The sequence below is a fragment of the Pseudomonas sp. GL_139_B genome (genome assembly GCF_057834475.1).
In genome coordinates this window covers 965539-991208 of record NZ_CM174403.1, presented here as the reverse complement: position 1 = coordinate 991208, position 25670 = coordinate 965539, and the positions used below count along the sequence as shown (strand labels likewise).

Sequence of the window (25670 nt, the reverse complement as noted above, 5' to 3'; positions counted from 1 at the left end):
GACATAACCTGAAACCGCATGTGTGCAGCACTGGACGAATGCCGGAGACGGGGCTAAAACGAGGCATTCGCCGGAGATTTTGATGACGCCCCGCCAATGCTTCTTCGATTGCCTGCAACGTTCACCGCCCGCGCTTTTCGAAGCGGCGCTGTGGATTGCGGCCGAGCACGATACCAGCCTGAGCCCCGAGGCGGTGCTGGCAGGCTTCAACGACCTGGCACAGCACGTCAGCTATGGCTTGCCGATGCTTCCGGTCAGCGAGCTGGCTCAGCCGTTGTTGCGGCGGATGAATGACATGGGGTTCGCCCAGGACGACTTCACACCCCTGCGTCCACAAGTGGCTTTGCTCAATAAAGTTCTGGAACTGCGACGCGGCCAGCCGCTTTCCCTTGGGCTGATTGCGCTGGAGTTGGCCAAACGCCTGGAAATCCCGCTGGTGGGCGTCAATTTCCCCGGGCACTTCCTGCTGCGGGTTCCGGGCGCCGATCACCTGCTCGACCCCTGCGGGGGGCGTCGGTTGTACCCCAACGACTGCCGGGAACTGCTGCAACGCCAGTACGGCCCGAACATGAAACTCAGCGCCGACCATTTACTGACGGCTGATCCGGTGCAGATGCTGCAACGCCTGTCGCGAAACCTGCGTCAACTGCACCTCTCCCACGATGACTATATCGGCGCCTTGGTCGACGCCGAGCGGGTACTGGAACTGGGCAACGCCAACGCCGCCGACTACCTGGCCAGGGCCAGCCTCTATCAACGACTGGACTGCCCGAACGCCGAGCGCTTTGACCTGGAGCATGCGCTGTTGCTCAGCGACGACCCGATCCAGCGGATTCGCCTGACGGAACGCCTGGGGCATCTGCCACCCAACGCGGTCGTCCACTAATCGCAGATCCCCTAGGAGCGAGCCTGCTCGCGATGGCGGATTGTCAGGCGACGCAAGTGTTGACTGTGCCGCCGTCATCGCGAGCAGGCTCGCTCCCACAAAGATTGCGGAGCTTAACGCCTTAACTGATCGGCATTAGGGCAAGCCCGGCTCCCACAGGGTTCAGTAATTAGCTTCAAGGGGTGTCTGGCTGGTTGGCGGGGTGGGCTTTTATGAACGCAGGATGCGTGGCCGCCAACGCCGCAACCCGGCGAATCCGTGGATACGCCTCAAGTGAAATGTTGAATCGCTCGGCCGCGTACAGTTGCGGGATCAAGTAGACATCTGCCAATCCCGGTTCGCCGCCAAAGCAATAACCGCTCTCCCCGATCAACTGTTCCACCGTCGCCAGCCCCTGGCTGATCCAGTGCCCGATCCACTCCACCACTTGCGGTTCGTCATGACCCAATTGGCGCAGCTTGTTGAGCACGCTGACGTTGTGCAATGGATGCACGTCGCAACCAATCACCGCTGCCACACCGCGCTCATGGGCGCGGGCGGCAAGGTTTTTGGACAGCAGCGGCACCTGTGGATAACGTTCTTCCAGGTACTCGATGATCGCCGGCGACTGAATCAACACATCGCCTTCGTCGGTGCGCAAGGCCGGCACACGGCCTTGCGGGTTGATGCCCAGGTACGCCGGCTGTCGATTTTCGCCACCTTGCGGTGCAATCAGGTTGACCGGCAGGGCCTGGTAATCCAGGCCCTTGAGCGCCAGCGCGATACGCACCCGATAAGACGAGGTCGAACGGTAGTAGGTATAGAGTTCCATCACCCAATCCTCTTAACGTGCCGGCAGTACTTTGCCGCGGCATTCACCGAAGCCGATGGAGGCAAAACCCTCGCGGCTGCAACGGGCACGCAGGATGATTTCGTCGCCGTCTTCAAGGAATTTACGCACCTCGCCCGACGCCAGCTCAATCGGCTTTTTCCCGCCCTCGGTGATTTCCAGCAGACTGCCGAACTGACCGTTTTCCGGCCCCGACAAAGTGCCCGAACCGAACAGGTCGCCGGCCTGCAATTGGCAGCCGTTGACGCTGTGGTGCGCAACCATTTGCGCCACGGTCCAGTACATGTGTTGGGTGTTGCTGAGGGTCAGGCGATGGGCCGGCAGGTTTTGCTCGCGCAAGCCGTCAGTGAGCAGCAGCACTTCCAGTTCGATGTCGAAACCGCCCGCGGCTTGATCGAGCTTGTCGAACAGGTACGGCAGCGGCTGCGGATCGCCTTCAGGACGTGCCGGTTGAGCACGACGGAACGGCTCCAGCGCTTCGGCGGTGACGACCCACGGAGAAATGCTGGTGATAAAACTTTTCGATAGGAACGGCCCTAATGGCTGGTATTCCCACGCTTGAATGTCACGCGCCGACCAGTCGTTGAGCAGGCAGAAACCGGCGATGTGATCGGCGGCGTCACCGATGGCGATCGAATCGCCCATCTCGTTGCCCTGACCAATCCAGATGCCCAGTTCCAATTCGTAATCCAGACGCGCACACGGACCAAACGTCGGCTCGGTCTGACCGGCCGGCAAGGTCTGCCCTTTAGGACGACGAACGTCAGTGCCGGACGGGCGAATGGTTGAGGCGCGACCGTGGTAGCCGATCGGCACGTACTTGTAGTTCGGCAGCAGCGGGTTGTCGGGGCGGAACAGTTTGCCGACGTTTTGCGCGTGCTCAATGCCCACATAGAAGTCGGTGTAATCGTTGATTTTTGCCGGCAAGTGCATCACGCAATCAGCCGCCAATGGCAACAGTTTTGCGCCTTGGGCTTCGATCTTGCCGTGCAGGGTGCTGCCTTCTTTGAACAGTTCGATCAAGCGCTCACGCAGGGCAACACGAGCCTCGCGGCCCAACTCGAAGAATGCATTCAACTGACCGCCACGGGTCGCTTCAACTGCGGTACGAGCCGCGCCATCGAACAGGCCCGCTTCCAGCGCCGCCTCCAGATCAAAAATATGCTCGCCAATCGCCACGCCGCTGCGCGGGGCCGAACCGTTCACGCTGAACACACCCAATGGCAGGTTTTGCAGCGGGAAATCGGCGTGGCCATTGGCGGAGGCAACCCAGCTATGAGTGATGGTTGTCTGAGTCATGGGTTATCTCCGGGTCGGGTCGAAAGTGGCGGGCAGCGTGGCCCAGCAGGCATCGTAGTTGGTTTGCAGTTGCGGGCAATCGAGGGCGAAACGGCTCGGGCGTAATACCTGGCTGGTCTCGAACATAAAGGCCATGGTGTTGTCGATTTTCGCCGGCGCCAGTTCCGCGTTAATCGCCTTGGTGCAGGTTTCGCCGTCCGGGCCGTGAGCGCTCATGCAGCTGTGCAAGGACGCACCGCCGGGCACGAAGCCTTCGGCCTTGGCATCGTACTCGCCCTTGATCAGGCCCATGAATTCGTTCATCAGGTTGCGGTGGAACCACGGTGGACGGAAGGTTTTCTCGGCGACCATCCAGCGTGGCGGGAAGATCACGAAGTCCAGGTTGGCCAGGCCATGCACACTGGTTGGCGAGGTCAGGACGGTGAAAATCGACGGGTCCGGATGATCGAAACTTACTGTGCCGATGGTGTTGAAACGGCGCAGGTCATATTTGTACGGCACATTATTGCCGTGCCAGGCGACGACGTTGAGCGGTGAATGATCCAGCTCGCAGCCCCACAATTGGCCAAGGAATTTCTGCACCAGGGTGGTCGGTTGTTTGAGGTTTTCGTAGTGCGCAACCGGCGTCAGGAAGTCTCGCGGATTGGCCAAGCCATTGCTGCCTATCGGCCCAAGGTCCGGCAAGCGCAGCGGTGCTCCATGGTTCTCGGCGATGTAACCGCGGGCTTGCGGGTCGAGCAGTTCGACGCGAAATTTCAGCCCGCGCGGCAGCACGGCGATTTCCAGCGGCTCCAGCTCCAGCACGCCGAGTTCAGTGGCAATGCGCAAACGGCCAAGCTCAGGCACCAACAACATTTCGCCGTCAGCGTTGAAGAACACACGCTCCATGGAGCGATTGGCGCGGAAGCTATGGATGCTGATTCCGGCCGGCTTTTCCGTGCTTGAGTTGGCTGCCATGCTGACCAGTCCGTCGATGAAATCGGTCGGCTCGGTCGGGATGTCCAATGGGTTCCAGCGCAGGCGGTTGGGGGTCACTTCACCCAATGGGCCGCCGGCCAGTTGCCGATCCAGTTTGACGAACGCCGGGTGATTGGCCGATGGCTGAATGCGGTACATCCATGTGCGCCGCGCTTCACTGCGGGCCATGGTGAACGCGGTGCCGGAGAACAATTCGGTGTAGAGGCCATACGGGGCTTTTTGCGGGGAGTTCTGGCCGACGGGCAATGCGCCGGGCAACGCCTCACTGCTGAATTCGTTGCCGAAGCCGGACTGATAAGCCAGCGCTGGCGCGGTTGAATCAGGGTTCATGGAGCCTCCTGAACAGGGAGAAGGCGATGACCTGTCACTCTGTTGCAGAGGTTCGGCACGCCAGGGTTGTTTTTATCGTAATCTGATTACGCATAACGTAATTTGATTGGTATTGACCGTCAAGCTATAAAGACGCCCATTCGTCCCAGGATCAGACCGCCTCCATGGAAACGCCGCGCAACAACGACAAACAGAAAGTCCGCTCGGCCGAGGTCGGCACCGACATTCTCAAGGCCTTGGCCGAGTTGTCGCCGTCGACCTCGCTGTCGCGTCTGGCCGAACACGTGCAGATGCCGGCGAGCAAGGTTCACCGCTATTTACAGGCGCTTATCGCCAGCGGTTTTGCCGAGCAAAACACCGCCACCAACCACTACGGCCTGGGCCGTGAAGCGTTGCGTGTCGGTCTCGCCGCACTCAACAGTATGGATGTACTGAAAGTCGGTGCCCTGCCCTTGGCCGAGTTGCGCGATGAACTGAACGAAACCTGCTTTTTGGCCGTGTGGGGCAATCAGGGTGCGACCGTGGTGCACATCGAGCCCGCCGTGCGCGCGGTGACGGTGGTGACGCAATTGGGATCGGTGTTGCCGTTGCTCAGTTCATCCACCGGTTTGGTGTTCGGCGCGTTTCTGCCAAAGCGCGAAACCGTCGACTTGCGCGAGCAGGAACTGCAAACCGCAACCGCCCATGCGCTGGCGGACAATCAAGCCTATGCAGCGTTATGCGAACAGATCCGCGAACGCGGTCTGCATCATGTGCATGGTTTGCTGATGCCCGGTGTCGACGCATTGTCCGCCCCCGTCTTCAATGCGGTCGGGAACGTAGCTGCGGTCATGACCATTGTCGGTCCGACCTCGTTGTTTCACGCCGACGAAAACGGCCCGGCGGCACAGCGTTTGCTGGCGGCGACACGGGCCGTGAGTTGGCGGATGGGGTATCAGGCCGACGATGTCAGTCGCTGAACCCGACGCGGCATTGACGCTCAGTCATTGCCCTTACCTGATGGTGGTTTTACTGGTGATGCTCTCGGGGTCGTCGAGAATTTCCTGAATGACCTCCAGCGCCCGCTTATGTAATCGGGGCTGCCCGGAGATTTCAGCAAACAGCTTTTCCACGGTATACACATCCCCCAGCAATCCGATCAGGCTTTTCTGCACGGCAGTAGCACCCGACTTTCCCAGACCTGCCTTGCCCAAGGCCGCCAACTCAATCACCGCCTTCGCGAAATGACTCAGCGCTTTGGACCGATTGCCCTCGGAATAGGCGTGAACACCTTGCACCAGATTCTGAGTCAGCAAGGCGGCGCTCAATGCGATACCGACGGGAGCGTAGACAATGGCGATGACGCTCACCGCCGAAACAACGGCGTTGTACACCAGGCCGGTGATGATCTCTTCAAGGCTTTGCGTCTTTTCGTCGACATCAGAAATGACCTTGGTCAACACGTCGTAATAGCACCAGTACAAATCCGTGATCCGACTGTTACGCTCCAGTGTCGGCGCCTCGATAAAATTGGCAACCTGCTCGAGATCCGCCAGATAAGCACCGACCTGCGGCTGGTACTTCCCGAACACCCGATCGTAGAAGTAGTCGCCGAGGCCGTGGGTTTTCACCGCTCCCACGAAGTCCTTGAACGGCCTCAGTTCGCGTCCATCCGGAGCATCCGGGGTAAACAGATATTCCACAACCTTCCCGGCAACATGCAGCCTGAAGACGAACGCCCCGACGACTAAACGTCCCCTCAGATAAAGTTTGTACAGCGCACTGTGGCGCACCTCGTCAGGCGCCTCGCCTACCGGGCTGGTCGCTTGCGGATGATCGAACGCCGCAACAACCTTCATCAGTTCATCGACGTGTTCCTTCACCAACCGGCCGGTGAGTAGCGCCTGCATGACTGCCACGCGCATCTGGCGTTGCATGATCCCCATGTATAACTGCTGCTTGAAATAGCCATTGGAGCGGTCGATGTAAGTTGCGCGCAACATGTCGATGTACTTCTCGCCCGGACGCAGCGTTCTCGACCATCCGGCAACGTGGTGAATAGAGAGTTGGTTAATGGGTGGATGGTCAGTCGCCACCGTGAACCGCGGGTAGCCGTCTCTATCGGCGTTATCAGAGTAAAAATGCACCTCGTCGGCAATCAGCCGGGTCAGTGTCATCTGTTGGCCCCGTTCGATCTCCACAAAAATCCGGTCAGGGTTGACAGCGACTTGTTCACCTCTGGACAAGAGCACTTCTTCAACCTGCCGTTTGATCAAGTGGTGGCAAAAACGCTCGTAGCTGACAAATCCGCCTTCACGCACTTCAATTGTTTTCAGTGCCCGAAGTTCGCAAGTCATCCGGGTAAAGTTCTGGCGCTGCTGGTTTGTAGCAGTCCGATAACCATAGGGCGTGTGGTGTTCTTCTTGAGCCACCCGCCAGGCCCGCTGGTTATAAACCAGAGTATTCAGTACTTCTGCCCCCGTGTAAGGGGTCGGCGCGAGTGCCATACCACGCCATAGATTGGGCAGATTCAAGACTTGTTTCAGATAACCGCCGACTGCCTCGCGATCCACCGCATGGGAGCGCCATAACAAGTAGTCTCGCCCCTTGGTTGTTTCCGTCCAACCGCCAATATCAACGCTCATTTGTCTTAGCGTCGATAACTTGTACCAATCTTGCCCGCCAGGCGAATCCGGAGCGTACAGAAGCCAGTCGTCCTGGCTGGGGCTGCGGCTGCCGATGGCAACCAGCCCCAGGAGTGGTCGAGTATCGTCACGCAACTGCAATGGCGCGATGATTAAACTCGCATCCCCGTCCACAGCACGTTGAACCCGTTGGAGACTGGTGTCGTCGAGATGCCCCCGGAGCTTCGCGGAAAATGCACTCAGCCGCAATTGATCCCGGATGACGCTGTTCATGGCGGTGAGCACCCCACTGCGCTGGAACAGATCCCGAAATGCAGCACCGTAGGTGGCGCGCACGTCCTCGGCCAACGATTGCTCCAGCCATTGCTGGTTCAATCCGGGAGGAAGACCTTCCCCCTCAAAGGTGATGCTTCCCCGCTCATCTTCCTCGTGCAGGCCGCACAGGAACAAATCCGTCAGGGACCGTTTGTCCTCCTGCGTGACTCGACGCCCGGCCATATCGAAGCTGTAACGGCTGGTTGTCATCAGGTTGTCGGGATCCAGCGTGATGCCGAATTCCAGCTGCAGCAACTGACTGGCAATGCTTTTTGCGTAGGTCTGCAGACTGGCGTGTGTTCCCAGTTGTTTATCCAGTTCGGCCTGACTTGCAATCAACTGTTGCTCCAGTTCGCCAAAGTGGAGTTGTTCATTAATACTGGCACGCCCAAGCCACTGCGGACGATCGCCATTATCAATGGGTAGATACTTATTCATCATGTTCATCGCATTGCCCTTAGTAATATAGATAACGAAGCGAGAACCTCGCCCAATCAAATTAATCCAGGACAACCCAACACAAAAGCAATTAAACAATACCAACTATCACAACTGAAACCACGTGCAACACCAAAATCTTTACGTTATGCCCACTTTTTGTCTAGCGTTAACTTCAACCCCACAACCCCAACAACTTAGCCTTCGCCACAGCTTGCGTCCTACGCTCAACTCGCAACTTTCCGTGTATGCGCCGAGTGTGGGTTTTAACAGTATGTAATGAGATAAACAGCGAGTCGGCAACTTCTTGATTTGAATGACCAAGTGCAATCAGCTTCAGCACCTGCAACTCACGCTGACTTAATTTTTCCGTAGCATCCGCGCGGCTGCACATTGGGTTGCAAGACAAAAGAGTGGCCTGTTCATCCAACAACAATAACGGCTGACGCTGTCGCAACTCCTTCAACACTTGAGGTGCCTGATACCGCTCAACGTTACGCAACCCCTCCTGCAACATATCGATGGCCTTCGCGGTTTGACCGTCAAGCCACAGCACTTCGGCCAAGGCCAATTGCAATTCAGTGGTCAGCGCCCACATTCCACGGGCCTGCGCCTGGTTCATCAATAGTTCAAGCTGTGCTGCAGCATCGACTGCATCCGGCTCTGAGCGGGCTCTGGCAATGATCAACAAATACTCGATGCGCGGGATCAGCTCAAGTGTGGCCGGTGGCGCCTGCCGTGCCTGCGGCCCGCGATAGTGCTTGAGTACCCGTCTCAAGGCTTCGCACGCCAGTTCGGCGCGCCCCTGTTGCAACCAGAAATGGCTACTGACTTGCAACAGTACGCCTCGATACACCGTGTCTGGAATATGCCGTTGCTGCATCAGTCTCTCTGCGTCGCGCAGCAGGACGAACGCCTGAGCATAATCACGCTGATTAGCCGCCACTTGTGCCAGACCAAGAAAGCCGTACAGCACACGCTTGTCGTGGCTGCGTAAGCATTGCTGCAAACCGGCCTGAAAAAATGCCTCGGCGAGTTCATCGTGCCCTTGGCACAATGCAAGCCGCCCCCTACGTAGCGCAATTCGACCGAGCAACGGCACAGGACGCTCGACTGGCTGACTCAACAGCTCATGGATATTCGCGAGCAGGCTTTCCGCGCGCAGGGGAGCGCCACGCTGTTCAAGCAATTGCGCATGATCGAGTTCCAGGAGCCCTTCGAACACCAGCGAGCCCTGCGCACGCGCCAGGCACAACGCCTCACGATTCAACGCTTGCGCCACATCAAGCTCACCCCGCAACAATGCCTGCTGAGTCAACCCCGACAAGCACATCACGCGCACCGTCCAGAGCTCGGGGCCGAGGTCGTTCAATGCATCGAGAAAATGTGCGCGTGAAGCGTCCATCCGCCCCTGCAAATGCAGTAACCACCCCTGTTGCGCCTGCCACCGTGCAACCAGTTGTCGCTGCAGAATCGCCGAAGGCTGCGGAGTGAATCGCGACAACTGTTCGATGCATTCGGCGGCTTGTTCGAATCGCCCGGCAAACAACGAGGCCGCCGTGATCAAGCCGACCAGTTGCGGTGAGCCGAACATAAGCTCTTCGCCTTGATGCTCATACAAACGCAACAACAGCACGACGGTCTGTTCTTCGAACAAGTGCTCGAAACTGAAGTGCTGCAACAAGCTTACGGCGACTTCGAATTCTTCAGCCAGCAATGCCTGTTCAAACGCTGCTTTCCATTCCAGTTCAGTGGCGAACCATTGGCAGGCACGACGACGCCAGGAGCGCCCGGCAGGCCATAGTTCATCGCGCATCAATTGCGTAAGCGGCGGGAAAACCTGTAGCCAGTCGGTGGAATCTTGCCAGGGTTCGATAAAGCACCCCAGTTCCTGCAAGGTCTTGAGGCATTGCGCGCCCTCACCCGCGCCAAACAGGTGATCGCACAGCCGTGCATTGAATCGTGGCAAATGCGCGAGCACCCGCCAGACCTCGGTTAATTCCGGGGTCAGGGAGGTGAACAGTTCATGTTCAAGGTAATCGAGCAACGTGTCCGGTCGACCGTGCAGCGAGTCACTGCGTGACCAGTCGCACTTTTGCAGCAGCGCTAAACGAACCCCGGCGCACCAGCCGCCGCTGCGCTGGATGATCTTGCTGGCGGCGGTGTGGGCATCGGCCGAAGTCAGGTGGTGCAACAGCGAGGCGATTTCAGTTTGATTGAAGGCCAGCGTGGAGCACTCACATTCGAACAGTTCGTCATCGAGCAGCAACCGTGGCCAATTGCATTGCGGCCGACGGCGGGTCCCCAGCCACCAGGTCAACATCGGGCTGCTGACAGCCAGCATGCGATCGAGCAGTTGATCGAGTTCCGGGTTCGGCACACGGCAGTAGTCGTCAAGAAACAGCCAGGTCGGCGATTGCAAACGCGCCAGCGCGCGCAACATCGCGGTCTCCTCCGATGACCCCAACCCCAGTGACTCCGCCAGACGCTGACGAAAGACCTCCACGCTCATGGTGACGCCCGACAGTGGCAACCAATACACCCGGCACTGTGGCGGTGCCTGCAACAGGCAGTCGGCGAGCAGCGCAGACTTGCCACTGCCGGCGGGAGCGCAGATTAATTTCACCCGTGCGGCCGACGCCAGCAACGGCTCGCTCAAGCGATCACGCGACAGGTGATGCGAAGACAGACGGGGCAAAAATCCAGATCGGTCCAGACACGGAGTCATGGCGGTCATTACGGCTGCCTTTTTATAATTGTGGGGCAACCCTAGACCTGTCTAACGCGCTTGTTGAGAAGTATTCAGGACGTTGATTGGCGCCCATAAAAAAGGCGACCACTCGGTCGCCTTTTGTCCAGCGTCTATACCCAGTGACTTACCGGACACCCTCGGCACGCAACGCCGATGGCGTGTAGTCGGCAGCCTTGGCTACGAAGCCAAACTCGAAGCTGTGTTTCTCTTCGTTCTTCATTCCCAGCGCGATGTATCGGCCGGCAATAATGTCGTAGAGCGCTTCCAGCGTATAAGCCTGAGCCTGGTGATCGTAATAGTACTGGGCATGCCCCTCTGCCACACGCCACAGTTGACCGCGACCATCGTAGTGATCCACCAGCGCGGCTTGCCAGCTGTCTTCATCGATGTACATGTGGCGCTTGGCGTAGATGTGACGCTCGCTCGGCTTGACCGTGCCGATCACTTCCCACACGCGATGCAGTTCATAACGGGTCAGGTCCTGATTGATGTGGCCGGCCTTGACGATGTCGTCGTATTTGAGGCTCGGCGAGTCGAGTTTGTAGCTGTTGTAGGGGATGTACATTTCCTTCTTGCCGACCAGTTTCCAATCGTAGCGATCCGGTGCCCCGGAGAACAGGTCGAAGTTGTCGGACGTGCGCAGACCGTCAGCGGCGGTACCCGGTCCGTCATACGCCACTTGCGGGGCGCGACGCACACGACGCTGACCGGCATTGTAGATCCATGCCAGACGCGGTTCTTTCACCTGATCGAGCGTTTCGTGCACCAGCAGCACGTTACCCGCCAGACGCGCCGGCGCGGTGACCGACTGCTTGAAAAAGGTCAGCACGTTGCCGGCTTTGTCCCCGTCCAGATCCTTGATCAGTTGCGGAACGGCAATTTCTTCCTCGAAGCGGATCGGCGTGTAGCTGCCGTTCGTTTGCGGGGTCACCTGGGTAATGATGCGTTTGACGTTACCACCGTGGTAACGGGTGATGTGGTTCCACAGCACCTCGACGCCGTTCTTGGGAATCGGGAACGCGTAGTAGCGATTGCCGGTGAAACCAGCCAGGCCGTTACCGTCGTTGATGGTGGTCACGTTCAGTGCACTGCGCTTTGCGGACTCGTAAATTTCCGGCGGCACGGCTACGGTGCGATGGGTCGGGTAGACCGGGATCTTATAGGTTTCCGGGTAACGCTTGAACATCGCCACCTGGCCCTCTGACAACTTGTCCTTGTACTTGTCGACGGTCGCGGCGGTGATGACAAACAACAGTTTTTCGCTTGCGAACGGGTCAGACAGGAAGCCTTTGCTGTCCACCGCCCCAGCGTTTTTCGGGAGGCCGCCCGTCCAGGCGGGGATCGAGCCGTTGGCGTTGCCAGCCTTCTCGGCGCCCAGCGGCGTAAGGCTGGTACCGAGTTTGTTCGCTTCATCCGGCGAGACTGCCGCCATCACGTTGGCAGCCAGCAAGCTCAGAGCCAGGGCGCCGCATTGCAAAATCATCTTACGCATAGAAATCATCCTTCTCAGCCAGATCAGAAGTTCACGCCGAAGCTCAGCGCCACGAAGTCGCGGTCTTCGAGGACGTTAAAGTCACCGCCAAAGAAATCGGTGTAACTCAGACTCGCGGTATAGGTGTTGCGGTAGTCGGCATCGACACCAACGCTGACCGCCTTGACGCCTTCGTTGAACAGCCCGTTGGGACCATAGCCAGCGACGTCGTGCGACCACGACAAGTTGGGTTTGAGGTTGATCCCGGCGAACACGTTGGCGTAATCGAGGAGCGCCCGAGCGCGGTAGCCCCAGGAGGTCGAGGTCACAAAACCTTCGGTTTCACCGGCGAAGCCGTACTGACCGTAGACCGAGTCGCGGCCATAACGCAGTTCGCTGCGTCGCTCCAGACCACCGACGTGAACCACTGCCGCTTCGCCGACCAAGGTCAGTCGTTGCGCACCCAGTACCTGGTCGAAGAACTGCGTCATGCTGCTCTGGATTTGCGTGACTTCCTTGCGGCGATAGCCTTTGTTGTCCGCGCCAGGCGTGGTGGCGATGGGCGATGCGGCACCGCCGGCAATCGGGTTAAGCAACGCCAGGGTCAGGTCGTTGGTGTTGACCTGCACCGGAGCATTAGGGCGATAGCTGATCTCGCCGCTCCACGCGGTACCGGTCGGCAAGGTTGTAGAGAAACTCGCGCCATAGAGACGAATGTCTTCCGGATAATCGAGGTAATACTGACCACGACCCAGCATCACACTTTGCGCCAGACCCGCACCACTACCCGGTGCCAGACGGTTGGCGACGGCGACCATGCCCGGCAGGCTGGCCAGCGTCGATGCTCCGGCGGTGATGGTGCCGACCGTTGGTGTGCGACTGTGATAGTTCATGAAATACAGGCCGTACTCGGTGTCATCACCGAGCCAGCGCAAGGCGGTGCCCCACTGCCCGGAATCCCGCGCATCGCGGTCGCCGCCACGGGGAACGACCACACCTTCGCGGGTTACTAAAATCGGCTGGCCAAACGCGGCTGCCAGCGGCGCCAACGGCGCAATCGCGGGACTGCCGACGGTGTAGTTGTTGTTGCAACCATCTGCCGCCACGTCGACGCTGAAGAACGTGCCGCAATTGTCGAGAACGGTCTGGTCCCACTCCAATTGGTAGAACCCGTCGACCGAGAGCTGATCTGTCAGGCCTTGGGAGACATACAGCATGTTCACCGGAATCAGGCCTTCCTTGATCTCGGCACCCGGACGACGAAACGCAGAAACGTCCACCGGGTTGATGCTGTTGATCGAGTTGCCGATGAAGGTACTTTCACCCCAACTCACCACTTGCTTACCGGCACGCACGCTGCCTGGAAGTTCGGCGATGGCATAGTTGTGATAAACGAAGGCGTCGAGAATTTGCGAGCCTGCGGACTTGGCGCCTTCCTTGCGGCCGTGGTCGCTGATCTGCTTGAACGGGCGATCCTCGTCCTCCAACTCGAAGTCGTACCAGTACTTGCCACGAACGAACACACCGGTATCGCCGTACTTCAGTTCGAGGTCATGGATGCCTTTGAAGATTTTGGAAAAGGTTTCCCCCTTGGAGAAGTTCAGTCGCCCGTCATCACCGGTCGATGACTGCCCGGTCCCGCCGTTGACAGTGCCCACCAATGACTTTTCGGCATCGCGCATGCCCCAACTCGCGCCGACAGACAGTGAGGAGTCAAACGTCCCATCGATCTCCCCGATATTGAATGAAACAGCCTGCGCCTGGGCACAGCAACCCAAGGCAACCGCAACGGCCAGCGCTTGCGGTGTGAAGATGGCGCGCATTGTTGTTTTTGTCATGCGTCTTCCCCGGTGAGTGACAGAAGGCCCCACCCTACTGCCGCAACCCGGGCGCGATAAGCGCACCAAGGAGGTATTCGTGGTGTACCTCTAAAGGATGAATGGCCAGACAGGGCGCGGGTTTGCGCGGGGCATGGATGGGCTGGATGGAGGGTTATCAGCCAGATGCATGGGTGAGGTGAATGCCGACGTGTAGCCGCTGCCGGAGGCTGCGTTCGACAGCAGCTACACAATCCTGGCGAGCCGGGACTGTTGCTCAGACTGCAACACTGCATGTCGCGAATCACTATTTTTCCTTTGGGCTCAGCGACTTATTCTTGCCGGGCTTTCACGGTGAGTAGCCGGACAGCACGAAGCAATGGTGTGTGATCAGTTCCCACCATTGACGACAGATTTCAGATGAATCGACGCTCTGTCGATTGATCGCCCTGTGTTCACTGACGTTGATTTGTAGCTCCTGATCCAACGTCTTACTTTGGCCGCTGCGTTTGCAGCGGCCTTTTTTTATGGGCGATGGTTTTGCCGCGTAGAGCTTTGAGATTTTCCTTCAAAGCACTCACGCAAGAAGTTTCCTATAAGCGCATAAGAAACATCTCTTTACGGGATTTTTTGGACGCGCAACACCTTCAATATCAACGTTTGCCACACGAATGCACTGACGACAGTGACAATCCAATTCTGAATTTCTACTACCTACACATTCTTCGGAAGGCGACTACAGGCTTCTGTAAACACGCGAAGCGCACCACCCATTAAGGTTAGTTACAGATCAGCCATTAACTCTTATTGCGTGCTGACTTCACCTTAATTTGCTGCGAGCAGTCTTTCATGAAACCCATCATCTACAACAAACACCACGCCACCCAGAGTTCCAACAGCCGAGTGCGCTTTCTGATTTTCCACTACACGGCCGACAACTTCTCCAGTTCGGTCAATGCATTGACCGGCCCGAATGTCAGCGCACACTATCTGGTTCCGGACATCACCGATCCAAGCTACTTGAACGCAGGCTACACCGGGCAGGAAGTCTTCTGCCTCGTGGACGAAACCAGGCGCGCCTGGCATGCGGGCGTCAGTCAGTGGGGTAACCGAAGTAACCTGAACGACACGTCTATCGGTGTCGAAATTGTTAACCTGGCGACGTTCAGCCAAGGGGTTTTCGATTTTCCGCCGTATCAGCCAGAGCAAATCACCGCCATAGAAGAACTGGCGCTGAACATCCTTGAACGCTATCCGGATATCAGCCCGCCCCAAGTCTTGGGCCACTCTGATGTTGCGGTCGGCCGCAAGAGTGACCCAGGGCCAAAATTCCCCTGGCATGCACTTTATTTGAAAGGTGTTGGCGCCTGGTTCGACGATGCCACCCGAGACACCTATCTGCAGCAATACACCGAAACCGGCATTCCTGCCCGAACCGAATTGCTGAAGCTGTTCAAAACCTATGGCTATGACGTTTTAAAGGCATCAACCGATCAAGGTTTCACACAACTTGTTCGAGCATTTCAGTTGCACTTCCGCCCTGAAAATTACGACGGGATCATGGATGCGCAAACGGCAGCGAATCTGGCGGCACTGGTTTGCAAATATTTTCCTTGATAGCCACCGCAAACTAAAACGCTCTGAACATTAACAACCAGCAAGGTCGCGAGATCTTGCTGGCTTCCCTTAAAGCGAATACTTCTGCAGATTCCCCATCATTTCCTTCAGCGCTTCAATATTGTCCTTCGGATGCGCAGCCCCCTCAAAATCACAAATCTGCTCCCACTGCGCCGCCACGTCTTCCGGCGAGAACCCCACCCGCGGATCAAACCCGGCACCCAGGCTACGCTCCCAACGCACCTTGCCCATCCAGCCGCCACCGACTTCAAACAAACCGGAAGTCTCGTTGCAATTTTCACTGGCCAAGTACACCACCAGCGGGCTGACCAGTTCCGGTTTGAGTTGCTCGAATACTTGAGGCGGGATCAGGCCTTCGGTCATGCGAGTGCCGCCAGTAGGGGCGATGGCGTTGACCAGAATGTTGTTCTTGCGGCCTTCAATGGCCAGTGTGCGAGTCAGGCCATAGAGGCCGAGTTTGGCCATGCCATAGTTGGACTGGCCGAAGTTGCCGTAAATGCCCGAGGTCGACGCAGTGAAGATCACGCGGCCGTAATTTTGCTCACGCATGTGCGGCCAGGCGGCGCGGGTGACCTTGTAGGCACCTTCGACGTGGACGCGGTAAACCAGGTCCCAGTCGGCATCCTCCATTTTGTGGAAGGTCTTGTCGCGCAGGATCCCGGCGTTGTTGACCACTACATCGATACGACCAAAAACATCGAGCGCGTGCTGGACGATTTTATCGCCGTCAGTGACGGAGTCGTGGTTGGCCTCGGCAGTCCCGCCGGCCTCGCGAATTTCTGCCACTACGCGATCTGCTGCCGAGGCGTTGGCGCCCTCACCTTGCGCTGAGCCGCCGAGATCGTTGACCAGCACTTTGGCGCCCTGTTTGGCGAACAGCAGCGCATGTGCCCGCCCCAGGCCGCCGCCTGCACCGGTGACGATCACGACTTTATCTTCGAAGCGCACAGACTCATTCATGGGGGAACTCCAGCAGGCCAAGGGACGATGAACCCGAGTGTCAGGCACGGCGCTGCTGGTCACAATGAACAAGGGTCGGGCTGAATGGTGCCCGATAAGGCTGGGGGATAGTCAGGAACAGGCGGCCCTGCGCGGAGGCAACGCCAGCCGATCACGAAACTCCAGATAGTGCTTGAGTACCTGCCCCGGCGCTTCAATCTGTGGGTAATGGCCAATTTCGGCCAGCAGGATCGTGTCGGGATTGGGGATCAGTTCGCGATAGCGCGCGACCATGTGCGCACCGGAAATCGGATCGACCTCACCATCAATGACACGCAGCGGCACTTCACTGCGCTGCATGGCGCCGACCCAACGGTCGCGCTGGACCCGCCGCTCTGGAATATACGTGATGAGCCTGTGCATGATCCGAGGGCCGTGATTGCTGTTGACCAGCCCCCAGAAATCATCCATCTCACTTTCGGTCGGCCGAGTCATACGACCGAAAATCTGCCGAAAACTCTTCACCAGCGCGTCACGCGTGAACGCGCGGCCAATCATCCAGCCCAAGGGGCTGAGCAACAATTTTTGCGCCAGCAGCGGACGATGGGTTTCCGGAAACAGGCCACCGTTGAGGAACACACAACTGGCGATGTGAATGCAGGTTTCGTAATGTCGGGCCAACAGTTCCTGCGCCACGCTGTCGCCATAATCGTGGGCCAATACGTGCACCGGTTGCGTGACACTCAAATGCGCCAGCAACGCCTGTTGCAAGTCGGCCTGTTCGATCAGGCTGTATTCATGGTTCACCGGTTTGGCCGAGTCGCCGAAGCCGAGCATGTCGCAGGCAATTACCCGATAGCGCTGCGCCAGTGGTTGCCACAGGTAATGCCAATCCCAACTGGCGGTCGGAAAGCCGTGGATGAGCAACAGCGGCTCACCCTGCCCGGCCGTCCAATAGCGGATAGTCTGGCCATGGAATACAAACGTCTGGCCGCGTTTGCGCCAGACACACAGGGGGATCTCGGCGAGTGGCATCAGAGTTTATAACCCGGGTTTTGTTGATCGAGTTTACGTAGCAGCGCTGGCCAGGCCAACGCGCCACCCATCCCTTGAGTACTTTTGGTCACGCCGGCGATCATCGCCTTGGCGCCCGCCAGAATCTGCGGTTCGATGGCGATCAGTTCGGCGCCGCCGTTCTGTGCCAGCACCTGGATATCGCAGGCGCGCTGGAAGGTAAACATCATCAGGAACGTATCGGCGATGGTGCTGCCACAGGTCAGCAAACCGTGGTTGTGCAGCATCAGGAAATTGTTTTCACCGAGGTCGGCTTGCAAGCGCGCCTTCTCTTCATGGTTCAGCGCAACGCCTTCATACGCGTGGTAAGCCAGGCTGGACAGGACAAACAAGGATTGCTGACTGATTGGCAGAATGCCCTGCTTTTGTGCCGACACTGCAACGCCGGCAGCGGTGTGGGTGTGCAACACACAGACCACATCGTGGCGAACTTCATGCACGGCGCTGTGAATGGTGTAACCCGCTGGGTTGATCTCGTAAGGGCTGTCCATCAATTTGTTGCCGGCCTGATCAACCTTGACCAGGCTCGACGCCGTGATCTCATGAAACATCAGCCCGAACGGGTTGATCAGAAAATCTTCGGTGCCGGGCACCTTGGCCGAGATGTGCGTAAAGATCAGATCGTCCCAGCCATGCGCGGCGACCAGACGATAGCAGGCCGCCAGATCGACGCGGGTCTGCCATTCGGCGGCACTGACTTTACCTTTGACACTGTGGGGCGACTGGACGGGGGCAACATTCACGGCATGACCTCCTGTTCTTATTGTTCTACTGTCGTCACAGCAGTCTAGTCAGCCCTCAGTCTTCGTGTAGTTGCATTGGCAGCCAGCTTGATGGCCGAGCGAGTCAGTAGCGCAATGACCCTGGATCCATGTCAAAGGACCGACGCCGCTAACCGTGTCAGAACCCTGTCAAACCCGATCTTCACTGCAACGCGCTGACGAACTCTGCCAACCAGGGTTCAGCATCGGTTTCGGGTGTCACACTTTCGCTGGCGTCCAGGCGCAGCATGGGCTGCACTTCACGCAGGCCCAGTTCAACGAACAACTCACGCATCTGCTCGCCGCCGCCACAGAAGGTGTCGCCATAGCTCGCATCGCCCAGGCCGATGACCGCTCCCGGCAGACCGCGCCAGGCAGCGGGTAACTGATCACGAATCATCGAATACAAGGGTTGCAGGTTGTCCGGCAATTCACCCATGCCGGTGGTCGACGTCACCGCCAGAAACGCTTGCGGTCCAAATGCCAGGACATCGGCCAGGGACGCGCGCGGGTTGTGCATTGTTTCGAAACCGGCGGACTTCAAAATACTCGCGGCGTGACGGGCGACTTCTTCAGCCGTGCCGTATACCGAGCCGGAAAGGATGGCGACTTTCATCAATCTGATCCTGAAACTGAGTGAAAAACGGATATTAACAGCAGGACCTGCATTGTTCTTTTAGAATGCTGCGCTCAATCACTGCGGAAAGGATTCTCCAATGATCAATGCTCAATTGCTGCAAATGGTGATCAATGCTTCCAACGACGGCATCGTGATTGCCGAAAAGGAAGGCGAGCAGGACAACATCCTGATTTACGCCAACCCGGCATTCGAACGTCTGACGGGGTACACCAACGAAGAAATCCTCTACCAGGATTGTCGATTCTTGCAGTCCGGTGACCGGGACCAGGAAGCACTTGCCACCATTCGCGAGGCATTGGACAAGGAAGGATCCTGCCGGGAAATCCTCAGGAACTACCGCAAGGACGGCACCGCCTTCTGGAATGAACTCTCGCTGTCAACGGTGAAATACCCGCACGACGGGCAGACTTACTTCGTCGGCGTCCAGAAGGACGTCACGACCCAGGTCAAAGCACAACAACGTGTTGCGCAACTGGAAACGCAGTTAGCCGAGGCACTCGCCGAGCTTTCTGCGCTGAAAGCGACGAACGGCAAAAACAAAACTGTGAATTAATTGTCATTAACTACAATCACCAATGACTTTGTATCTATTTATTTCGAGCAAGCCATGCAGCGCGACGCACTCCTGACTCAGGACGAACTGGATTTCATCCAGACCATGCAGCACAACCCACAGCTCAATGTGCGGGATGCGACGTCGAGCCTGCTCGTTAACAGTGGCTCGCAGATACGTGATTTGCTCACGCGCCTCGCGGCTCATGAGCAAGTCACCATCCAGGCCAATTTCGAAAATCAGCAGATGACCTTTCCGCTGCACTTGGTGGAAGACGAGTTTCACGCGCTGCATTTGCGCTTGGGCGTGCCAAGCATTTACGAGGACGGGCCAATGGTTCGTCCATGGCGCCTGGCACTTGAAGAACCGGTGGCGCTTGAGAATGCCAAAGGCCAGCCAGGCACAATGCATGTGCACGAAATTTCGTTCAAAGGAGTTTTGCTGGAAGCCCGCAACAAGACCAAGCCACCGAAACACTTTGCCTTGTGGTTCAGCCCGTCAGGCTATGAACGGATTGCATTGCGCGGCACCTTTGAGCGTGAAACCGAGCAAGGTTTCTTCGCCTACGAATTGAGTCAGTCCGACAAGGACGAAACCGAGCGTCTGCGCCAGTACATCCTTCAGCAACATCGCCTGACACACCCCGCGCTGCACATCTGAATTTCAGGTATCAAGGTTTCCCGCCAGGAACTGTTTCAGACGCTGGCGCATTACCCTTCCGTCGCTCCCCAGACACCCGATCGATGATCCGGACAGGCGTTCTTGCGCCAGGTCCGACGCGTCCCCCGCCAGCAATAGCTGGCAGTCGAGGCTCATGGCCAGTCGACTCAACCGACGCGGCATTTCCGGGGACGGTGCATGATTGGACACCAGCACCAGCGCCGCGGGTTTGACCCTCTCGCAGACCAGCGTCAACTCGTCGAAGGGTTGACCGATAGCAAGTAGTTGAATCGCCAGATCGACACTGCTCAGGTACAGCCCGGTGACCAGGACATCCAGTTCCCGGGCCTGATCGGCCAAGGCGCAGACAATCACTCGGCGCGGTTGCATGACGCGCACCAGCAGCAGGCGTTGCAATACGCGGGAACGCAAAAAGGCCTCCAGAAACAACCACTCGCTTGCCTGACCGAACGCTTCATGGCGCTGAAGTAATTGCTTGCAGACCGGGAGAAAAATGTCCTGAAACACGACCGTCAGAGGGTAACTGGAAAAAATCTGACCATAGAGTTGCTCCAGCTGAACCTCGTCAAAGGCGCTGACCACCGCCTGAACCTGCTGCTGCCATTGGGCGTTATCAGCCTGAACGAGTTCGGTGGGAATGATCTGCGCCAGCGCCTTGAGCGGTTCGGTCCTGGCCAGGATTTTGCCGACTTTACTGACCGTGACGCCGCGGTCGATCCAGTGAAGGATGCTGCGAACCTTCTCGATATCGTGCATCGAATACAGACGGTGCCCACTTTCGGTGCGCGTAGGCTGGATCAATCCATATCGCCGCTCCCATGCACGCAGCGTTACCGGGTTGATGCCCGTCAGACGCGCTACCTCACGAATAGGAAAGAGCTCCTCCCGATCAAGGGACAGATCCGATTGCAGGGTAGAAGTAACGTCTGTCAGGACAGGCATCAGATAGTCGACGTCCATGGTTAAAAATTGGATCCCATTCTAACTCTCCCGCCGACTATTCAGCACCTTGATAATCGACGCATCACGCTGGTGTATTGGCCAGAATCAGGAATAATCCTTGCATACCTAAGAGCGCAGCCCACCACCCCGGCGTTGCGCCTGGCGAAACTCCTACCCGGAGTAACGCAACTGTCATATGGAGATACACAATGTCTGCCTCACCCGTCACGCTAATGGTTGCGCGCCGTGTTGCCGAAGGGCGCTATCAGGACCTGATGGTCTGGTTGCGCGAAGGCGAACAACTGGCCACCGATTTTTCCGGTTATCTCGGCTCTGGCGTGCTCGCTCCTCCGCCCGACGATGACGAATTCCAGATTATTTTCCGCTTTGCCGACGAGCAAACCCTGCACGCATGGGAACACTCCGCGTCTCGCACAGCCTGGCTGGCGCGTGGCAGCGACCTGTTTGCCCACAAGACGGAACATCGCGTCAGCGGAATCGAAGGCTGGTTCGGCGCGGTCGGTCAGCGCCCGCCACGCTGGAAACAGGCGGTGGCGATCTGGCTGGCATTTTTTCCGGTGTCCCTGTTGTTCAACTTTGTCCTCGGGCCTTTGCTGAGCGAAATGAGCCTGCTGCCACGGGTGTTCATCAGCACGCTGTGCCTGACACCGTTGATGGTCTACTTCTTCATACCCTTGTCGACCCGTCTGCTGGCCAACTGGCTGAACAGTGCCGTACTACGGCCGTTGCCCTCCGAGCCCCTCCCACAAAATCAATGATCCCAATGTGTGAGTGAGCCTCACGGTAGGTGAATGCCGCCGCTCGCTGGTATAGTTTTGCTCTTACCGCGACGCGAGCCGTTCATGACTTCTTCCGCAGCCCCCATCCTCATCACCGGTGCCGGCCAGCGTGTTGGCCTGCATTGTGCGCAGCGTTTGATTGAAGACGGCCAGCGGGTGATCTTCAGCTACCGCAGCGAACGTCCCGGCGTCCAGACGTTGCGCGATCTGGGCGCCACCGCAGTGTTTGCCGACTTTTCCACTGAAGCCGGGATCCTCGCATTCATCACCGCCCTGAAAACCCACACTAATAGCCTGCGGGCGATTGTCCATAACGCCTCCGAATGGCTGAGCGAGACGCCGGACACCGATGCCGCCGCCTTCACCCGCATGTTCAGCGTGCACATGCTTGCGCCTTACCTGATCAACCTGCACTGTGCCGACTTGCTGCAACGCTCACACCCTGCGGACATTGTGCACATCAGCGATGACGTGACCCGCAAGGGCAGCAGCAAGCACATCGGTTACTGCGCCAGCAAAGCCGGGCTAGACAGCCTGACCCTGTCCTTCGCCGCGAAATACGCGCCGACAATCAAGGTCAACGCAATCGCGCCCGCCCTGCTAATGTTCAACCCCGAGGATGACGCGGCTTACCGCGCCAAGGCGCTGGCCAAATCCGCGCTGGGTATCGAACCCGGCAGCGAAGTGATCTACCAGAGCCTGCGCTATTTGCTCGACAACCCGTATGTCACCGGCACCACCCTGACCGTCAATGGCGGACGGCACATCAAATAAGATGCCCCGCGAGGATGCTCCATGACACTAACCCTGCCCCAGAATGCCTTGTCCCAGAGCTACCGCGAGATTCTCATCGGCCTCGGTGAAAACCCGGATCGCGAAGGCCTGATCGACACCCCGGTGCGGGCGGCCAAAGCCATGCAGTACCTCTGTCATGGTTACGAACAAAGTGTTGAAGAAATCGTCAACGGCGCGCTGTTCGCCTCTGACAACGATGAAATGGTCATCGTCGACAACATCGAGCTGTACTCGCTCTGCGAACATCACCTGCTGCCCTTCATTGGCAAGGCCCATGTGGCTTATATTCCAACGGGCAAGGTGCTGGGCCTGTCGAAAATTGCGCGGCTGGTGGACATGTTCGCCCGTCGCCTGCAAATCCAGGAAAACCTCACCCGGCAAATCGCCGAAGCGGTGCAACAAGTGACCAATGCCGCCGGCGTCGCGGTGGTCATTGAAGCCCGGCACATGTGCATGATGATGCGCGGTGTCGAGAAACAGAATTCGACCATGAACACCTCGGTGATGCTCGGCGCCTTCCGCGAGTCGAGCAACACCCGCCAGGAGTTCCTGCAATTGATTGGACGGAGCACGTCGTAATGCCACAACTTCAACCAGGAATGGCACGCATCCGGGTCAAGGACCTGTGCCTGCGGACCTACATCGGAATCAATGAGGATGAAATCCTCAACAAGCAGGATGTGCTGATCAACCTGACCATCCTGTATGCGGCCCAGGAAGCGGTGCGCGACAACGATATTGATCACGCGCTGAACTACCGCACCATCACCAAGGCAATCATCGCCCATGTTGAAGGCAATCGCTTTGCGCTGCTGGAACGCCTGACCCAGGAAATCCTTGATCTGGTCATGGCCAACACCTCGGTGCTGTACGCCGAGGTTGAAGTCGACAAGCCTCATGCGCTGCGATTCGCCGAATCGGTGTCGATTACCCTCGCGGCAAGCCGCTAAGCTTCAAGCTTCAAGCTTCAAGCTTCAAGGGTTAAGCTACAAGCCACCGCAATCCATCTTGCAGCTTGAAGCTTGCCGCTTGAAGCTGCCCCGCAGAGACCCCCATGACCGATCAACAACGCCTGGAACTTGAAGCCGCTGCCTTCCGCCGGCTGGTGGCCCATCTGGACAGCCGCAAGGATGTGCAGAACATTGACCTGATGAACCTCTCCGGTTTCTGCCGCAACTGCCTGTCCAAGTGGTACAAGGCCGCCGCCGACGAACGTCAGATCGACGTCAGCCTCGATGACGCCCGCGAAGTGGTTTACGGCATGCCGTACGCCGAATGGAAAGCCCAATATCAGCAAGAAGCCAGCGCCGAACAACAAGCGGCGTTTGCCAAAGGAAAACCCCATGAGTGATTTGAATACCCTGCGCGCCAGCCTCCAGAGCGGCGAGCACGTCTTTGCCGACACCCTGGCCTTCATCGCCGCCGGTTACGACTATCAACCACAGGCCTTCAACAACGGTGGCGTGGAAAACGCGGCCGGCCAGAACGAAGGTTCGTGCAAGACCCTGGGTCTGGCGTTGCTGGAAGGTCTGAGCGATGAAGAAGCGCTGCTCGCGTTTGGCGAGCATTACCGTTCGGTAGTTGCAACGCCAAATGGCAGCGACCACGGCAATATCCGCGCATTGATTACCCATGGGCTGGCTGGCGTGAATTTCACTCAACAGCCGCTCATTCGCCGCTGATTCAACGCCTGACCAACACATCCCGACTTTTAAGATTGACCCGGCAACTTTATTTCGTTTGCCGGGTACCGCTGCTCACGGCTTAGATAAAAAGAAGCATCCCTTCTTCAGAGTCGGTCATCCATGAGCAGCGAATCCATCAGCCAGTCGATCAACATCGTTCATCCTGTCACGCTCAGCCACGGCAAAAATGCCGAGGTCTGGGATACCGATGGCAAACGCTACATCGACTTCGTCGGCGGTATCGGGGTACTGAACCTCGGCCATTGTCACCCGCGCATCGTCGAAGCCATTCGCGAACAAGCCACGCGATTGACCCACTACGCATTCAACGCCGCCCCGCATGTGCCTTACATCGAACTGATGGATCGCCTGACTGCATTCATTCCGGTGGACTACCCGGTCAGCGGCATGCTCACCAACAGCGGCGCGGAAGCGGCGGAAAACGCCCTCAAGATTGTCCGTGGCGCCACAGGCCGCACCGCCGTGATCGCCTTCGACGGTGCATTCCACGGTCGTACGCTCGCCACCCTCAACCTCAACGGCAAAGTCGCCCCCTACAAACAGAAAGTCGGCGTGCTGCCAGGGCCAGTGTTTCACTTGCCGTACCCGAGTAAAGACAACGGCGTAACCTGCGCCGATGCCTTGAAGGCCATGGACCGACTGTTCAGTGTCGAGATCGACGTCGACGACGTGGCCTGTTTTATCGTCGAACCGGTGCAGGGCGAAGCGGGCTTCCTGGCGCTGGACGTGGAGTTTGCCCAAGTGCTGCGAAAGTTCTGCGATGAAAAGAACATCCTGCTGATCGCTGATGAAATCCAGTCCGGTTTCGGGCGCACCGGCCAGCGTTTTGCGTTCTCTCGACTGGGCATCGAGCCGGACTTGATCCTGCTGGGCAAAAGCATTGCCGGCGGCGTGCCACTCGGTGCGGTGGTCGGGCGCAAAGCGTTACTCGACACCCTGCCCAAGGGCGGTCTGGGCGGTACTTATTCGGGCAACCCCATCGCCTGCGCCGCCGGGTTGGCGACTCTGGATGAAATGACGGATGCCAACCTGCAAGCATGGGGCGCGCAACAGGAAGAAGCCATTGTCAGCCGTTTCGAAGCCTGGCGTGACAGCAAACTTTCACCGTATCTGGGTCGTTTGACTGGCGTTGGCGCGATGCGCGGCATCGAACTGATCAAGGCCGACGGCACACCGGCGTCGGCGAAGCTGACGCATCTGCTGAGCCTTGCAAGGGACGCAGGTTTGCTACTGATGCCCAGCGGCAAGTCGCGCCACATCATCCGCCTGCTGGCACCGTTGACCACCGAAGCCTCGGTGCTGGAGGAAGGGCTGGACATCCTTGAGGCATGCCTCGCCAAATTATCTTGATAAAAAATGAGCTCAGGGACTGACATAGCGGATTAAGTTCGCTTGTTGTCCC

The 25670-nt window shown here is 58.0% G+C and carries 24 protein-coding genes; 12 read left to right on the top strand and 12 right to left on the bottom strand.

Going from position 1 to position 25670, the window contains the following annotated elements; all coding sequences use genetic code 11:
* Window positions 1-82 precede the first annotated feature (82 nt).
* Complete coding sequence (locus tag AC3ISI_RS04360) at window positions 83-886, top strand: SirB1 family protein (RefSeq protein WP_489335624.1); 804 nt, start codon at window positions 83-85, stop codon at window positions 884-886.
* Window positions 887-1061: 175 nt separating this feature from the next.
* On the opposite strand, the gene maiA is transcribed toward AC3ISI_RS04360, so the two are convergent.
* Genes maiA through hmgA form a run of 3 tightly spaced genes read right to left on the bottom strand, consistent with a single transcriptional unit; the run spans window position 1062 to window position 4322 of the window.
* Entirely contained in the window at window positions 1062-1697 is a 636-nt protein-coding gene (maiA, locus tag AC3ISI_RS04355) for a maleylacetoacetate isomerase (RefSeq protein WP_489335623.1), read from the bottom strand.
* Window positions 1698-1709: 12 nt separating this feature from the next.
* Window positions 1710-3014, bottom strand: a complete 1305-nt coding sequence (gene fahA, locus AC3ISI_RS04350) for a fumarylacetoacetase (protein ID WP_489335622.1) — start codon at window positions 3012-3014, stop codon at window positions 1710-1712.
* 3 nt (window positions 3015-3017) lie between these two features.
* A complete protein-coding gene (gene hmgA, locus AC3ISI_RS04345; RefSeq protein ID WP_489335621.1) occupies window positions 3018-4322 on the bottom strand; it encodes a homogentisate 1,2-dioxygenase in 1305 nt (434 codons plus the stop codon).
* A gap of 164 nt (window positions 4323-4486) precedes the next feature.
* Between hmgA and AC3ISI_RS04340 the strand changes: the two genes are divergently transcribed.
* Window positions 4487-5281: an IclR family transcriptional regulator gene (locus tag AC3ISI_RS04340; RefSeq protein WP_489335620.1), complete on the top strand. Its 795-nt coding sequence runs from the start codon at window positions 4487-4489 to the stop codon at window positions 5279-5281.
* 33 nt (window positions 5282-5314) lie between these two features.
* On the opposite strand, the gene AC3ISI_RS04335 is transcribed toward AC3ISI_RS04340, so the two are convergent.
* The 4 genes from AC3ISI_RS04335 to AC3ISI_RS04320 all read right to left on the bottom strand — a co-directional run bounded on the left by AC3ISI_RS04335 (window position 5315) and on the right by AC3ISI_RS04320 (window position 13760).
* Window positions 5315-7708 (bottom strand): dermonecrotic toxin domain-containing protein, encoded by a 2394-nt coding sequence (locus AC3ISI_RS04335; RefSeq protein ID WP_489335619.1) that lies wholly within the window; start codon window positions 7706-7708, stop codon window positions 5315-5317.
* Between the two features lie 166 nt (window positions 7709-7874).
* Complete coding sequence (locus AC3ISI_RS04330; RefSeq protein ID WP_489335618.1) at window positions 7875-10436, bottom strand: LuxR C-terminal-related transcriptional regulator; 2562 nt, start codon at window positions 10434-10436, stop codon at window positions 7875-7877.
* Between the two features lie 139 nt (window positions 10437-10575).
* Window positions 10576-11943, bottom strand: coding sequence for a DUF1329 domain-containing protein (locus tag AC3ISI_RS04325; RefSeq protein ID WP_489335617.1), 1368 nt, complete (start codon window positions 11941-11943; stop codon window positions 10576-10578).
* 23 nt (window positions 11944-11966) lie between these two features.
* Window positions 11967-13760, bottom strand: a complete 1794-nt coding sequence (locus AC3ISI_RS04320; protein ID WP_489335616.1) for a DUF1302 domain-containing protein — start codon at window positions 13758-13760, stop codon at window positions 11967-11969.
* A gap of 828 nt (window positions 13761-14588) precedes the next feature.
* Between AC3ISI_RS04320 and AC3ISI_RS04315 the strand changes: the two genes are divergently transcribed.
* Complete coding sequence (locus tag AC3ISI_RS04315; RefSeq protein WP_489337623.1) at window positions 14589-15356, top strand: N-acetylmuramoyl-L-alanine amidase; 768 nt, start codon at window positions 14589-14591, stop codon at window positions 15354-15356.
* A gap of 69 nt (window positions 15357-15425) precedes the next feature.
* On the opposite strand, the gene AC3ISI_RS04310 is transcribed toward AC3ISI_RS04315, so the two are convergent.
* The 4 genes from AC3ISI_RS04310 to AC3ISI_RS04295 all read right to left on the bottom strand — a co-directional run bounded on the left by AC3ISI_RS04310 (window position 15426) and on the right by AC3ISI_RS04295 (window position 18767).
* Window positions 15426-16337 carry an SDR family oxidoreductase gene (locus AC3ISI_RS04310; protein ID WP_489335615.1) on the bottom strand — a complete coding sequence of 304 codons (912 nt, stop codon included), beginning with the start codon at window positions 16335-16337 and terminating at the stop codon, window positions 15426-15428.
* 111 nt (window positions 16338-16448) lie between these two features.
* On the bottom strand, window positions 16449-17351 hold the full coding sequence (locus AC3ISI_RS04305; protein WP_489335614.1) for an alpha/beta fold hydrolase: 903 nt from the start codon (window positions 17349-17351) through the stop codon (window positions 16449-16451).
* Window positions 17351-18133 carry a class II aldolase/adducin family protein gene (locus AC3ISI_RS04300; protein WP_489335613.1) on the bottom strand — a complete coding sequence of 261 codons (783 nt, stop codon included), beginning with the start codon at window positions 18131-18133 and terminating at the stop codon, window positions 17351-17353. The genes AC3ISI_RS04305 and AC3ISI_RS04300 overlap by 1 nt, the downstream gene beginning before the upstream one ends.
* A 181-nt stretch (window positions 18134-18314) precedes the next feature.
* On the bottom strand, window positions 18315-18767 hold the full coding sequence (locus AC3ISI_RS04295; RefSeq protein WP_489335612.1) for a flavodoxin: 453 nt from the start codon (window positions 18765-18767) through the stop codon (window positions 18315-18317).
* A 100-nt stretch (window positions 18768-18867) separates the two neighbouring features.
* On the opposite strand from AC3ISI_RS04295, the gene AC3ISI_RS04290 reads away from it, so the two are divergent.
* Both AC3ISI_RS04290 and AC3ISI_RS04285 read left to right on the top strand, forming a co-directional pair.
* The gene (locus AC3ISI_RS04290; RefSeq protein ID WP_489335611.1) at window positions 18868-19344 is read left to right on the top strand and encodes a PAS domain S-box protein; all 477 of its coding nucleotides are present in this window, start codon (window positions 18868-18870) and stop codon (window positions 19342-19344) included.
* A gap of 54 nt (window positions 19345-19398) precedes the next feature.
* Window positions 19399-20004, top strand: a complete 606-nt coding sequence (locus AC3ISI_RS04285; RefSeq protein WP_489335610.1) for a hypothetical protein — start codon at window positions 19399-19401, stop codon at window positions 20002-20004.
* A gap of 3 nt (window positions 20005-20007) precedes the next feature.
* On the opposite strand, the gene AC3ISI_RS04280 is transcribed toward AC3ISI_RS04285, so the two are convergent.
* The gene (locus AC3ISI_RS04280) at window positions 20008-20967 is read right to left on the bottom strand and encodes a MerR family transcriptional regulator (RefSeq protein ID WP_489335609.1); all 960 of its coding nucleotides are present in this window, start codon (window positions 20965-20967) and stop codon (window positions 20008-20010) included.
* A gap of 209 nt (window positions 20968-21176) precedes the next feature.
* Between AC3ISI_RS04280 and AC3ISI_RS04275 the strand changes: the two genes are divergently transcribed.
* From AC3ISI_RS04275 to AC3ISI_RS04245, 7 genes are all read left to right on the top strand, one after another.
* The gene (locus AC3ISI_RS04275) at window positions 21177-21746 is read left to right on the top strand and encodes an antibiotic biosynthesis monooxygenase (RefSeq protein ID WP_489335608.1); all 570 of its coding nucleotides are present in this window, start codon (window positions 21177-21179) and stop codon (window positions 21744-21746) included.
* Between the two features lie 84 nt (window positions 21747-21830).
* Complete coding sequence (folM, locus tag AC3ISI_RS04270; RefSeq protein ID WP_489335607.1) at window positions 21831-22541, top strand: dihydromonapterin reductase; 711 nt, start codon at window positions 21831-21833, stop codon at window positions 22539-22541.
* Between the two features lie 21 nt (window positions 22542-22562).
* Complete coding sequence (gene folE, locus AC3ISI_RS04265; RefSeq protein WP_489335606.1) at window positions 22563-23141, top strand: GTP cyclohydrolase I FolE; 579 nt, start codon at window positions 22563-22565, stop codon at window positions 23139-23141.
* Complete coding sequence (gene folX / locus AC3ISI_RS04260) at window positions 23141-23512, top strand: dihydroneopterin triphosphate 2'-epimerase (RefSeq protein WP_027924563.1); 372 nt, start codon at window positions 23141-23143, stop codon at window positions 23510-23512. Before folE ends, folX begins: the two co-directional genes overlap by 1 nt.
* A gap of 104 nt (window positions 23513-23616) precedes the next feature.
* On the top strand, window positions 23617-23913 hold the full coding sequence (locus tag AC3ISI_RS04255) for a DUF1244 domain-containing protein (protein ID WP_489335605.1): 297 nt from the start codon (window positions 23617-23619) through the stop codon (window positions 23911-23913).
* On the top strand, window positions 23906-24244 hold the full coding sequence (locus AC3ISI_RS04250) for a HopJ type III effector protein (protein ID WP_489335604.1): 339 nt from the start codon (window positions 23906-23908) through the stop codon (window positions 24242-24244). Before AC3ISI_RS04255 ends, AC3ISI_RS04250 begins: the two co-directional genes overlap by 8 nt.
* Window positions 24245-24367: 123 nt before the next feature.
* Complete coding sequence (locus tag AC3ISI_RS04245; protein WP_489335603.1) at window positions 24368-25618, top strand: 2-aminoadipate transaminase; 1251 nt, start codon at window positions 24368-24370, stop codon at window positions 25616-25618.
* Window positions 25619-25670: the final 52 nt, after the last annotated feature.

Excerpts from the sequence above, each read along its gene's own strand:
- AC3ISI_RS04360 (WP_489335624.1), top strand. The coding sequence starts at position 83 with ATGACGCCCCGCCAATGCTTCTTCGATTGCCTGCAACGTTCACCGCCC.
- maiA (WP_489335623.1), bottom strand. The coding sequence starts at position 1,697 with ATGGAACTCTATACCTACTACCGTTCGACCTCGTCTTATCGGGTGCGT.
- fahA (WP_489335622.1), bottom strand. The coding sequence starts at position 3,014 with ATGACTCAGACAACCATCACTCATAGCTGGGTTGCCTCCGCCAATGGC.
- hmgA (WP_489335621.1), bottom strand. The coding sequence starts at position 4,322 with ATGAACCCTGATTCAACCGCGCCAGCGCTGGCTTATCAGTCCGGCTTC.
- AC3ISI_RS04340 (WP_489335620.1), top strand. The coding sequence starts at position 4,487 with ATGGAAACGCCGCGCAACAACGACAAACAGAAAGTCCGCTCGGCCGAG.
- AC3ISI_RS04335 (WP_489335619.1), bottom strand. The coding sequence starts at position 7,708 with ATGAACATGATGAATAAGTATCTACCCATTGATAATGGCGATCGTCCG.
- AC3ISI_RS04330 (WP_489335618.1), bottom strand. The coding sequence starts at position 10,436 with ATGACCGCCATGACTCCGTGTCTGGACCGATCTGGATTTTTGCCCCGT.
- AC3ISI_RS04325 (WP_489335617.1), bottom strand. The coding sequence starts at position 11,943 with ATGCGTAAGATGATTTTGCAATGCGGCGCCCTGGCTCTGAGCTTGCTG.
- AC3ISI_RS04320 (WP_489335616.1), bottom strand. The coding sequence starts at position 13,760 with ATGACAAAAACAACAATGCGCGCCATCTTCACACCGCAAGCGCTGGCC.
- AC3ISI_RS04315 (WP_489337623.1), top strand. The coding sequence starts at position 14,589 with ATGAAACCCATCATCTACAACAAACACCACGCCACCCAGAGTTCCAAC.
- AC3ISI_RS04310 (WP_489335615.1), bottom strand. The coding sequence starts at position 16,337 with ATGAATGAGTCTGTGCGCTTCGAAGATAAAGTCGTGATCGTCACCGGT.
- AC3ISI_RS04305 (WP_489335614.1), bottom strand. The coding sequence starts at position 17,351 with ATGCCACTCGCCGAGATCCCCCTGTGTGTCTGGCGCAAACGCGGCCAG.
- AC3ISI_RS04295 (WP_489335612.1), bottom strand. The coding sequence starts at position 18,767 with ATGAAAGTCGCCATCCTTTCCGGCTCGGTATACGGCACGGCTGAAGAA.
- AC3ISI_RS04290 (WP_489335611.1), top strand. The coding sequence starts at position 18,868 with ATGATCAATGCTCAATTGCTGCAAATGGTGATCAATGCTTCCAACGAC.
- AC3ISI_RS04285 (WP_489335610.1), top strand. The coding sequence starts at position 19,399 with ATGCAGCGCGACGCACTCCTGACTCAGGACGAACTGGATTTCATCCAG.
- AC3ISI_RS04280 (WP_489335609.1), bottom strand. The coding sequence starts at position 20,967 with ATGCCTGTCCTGACAGACGTTACTTCTACCCTGCAATCGGATCTGTCC.
- AC3ISI_RS04275 (WP_489335608.1), top strand. The coding sequence starts at position 21,177 with ATGTCTGCCTCACCCGTCACGCTAATGGTTGCGCGCCGTGTTGCCGAA.
- folM (WP_489335607.1), top strand. The coding sequence starts at position 21,831 with ATGACTTCTTCCGCAGCCCCCATCCTCATCACCGGTGCCGGCCAGCGT.
- folE (WP_489335606.1), top strand. The coding sequence starts at position 22,563 with ATGACACTAACCCTGCCCCAGAATGCCTTGTCCCAGAGCTACCGCGAG.
- folX (WP_027924563.1), top strand. The coding sequence starts at position 23,141 with ATGCCACAACTTCAACCAGGAATGGCACGCATCCGGGTCAAGGACCTG.
- AC3ISI_RS04255 (WP_489335605.1), top strand. The coding sequence starts at position 23,617 with ATGACCGATCAACAACGCCTGGAACTTGAAGCCGCTGCCTTCCGCCGG.
- AC3ISI_RS04250 (WP_489335604.1), top strand. The coding sequence starts at position 23,906 with ATGAGTGATTTGAATACCCTGCGCGCCAGCCTCCAGAGCGGCGAGCAC.
- AC3ISI_RS04245 (WP_489335603.1), top strand. The coding sequence starts at position 24,368 with ATGAGCAGCGAATCCATCAGCCAGTCGATCAACATCGTTCATCCTGTC.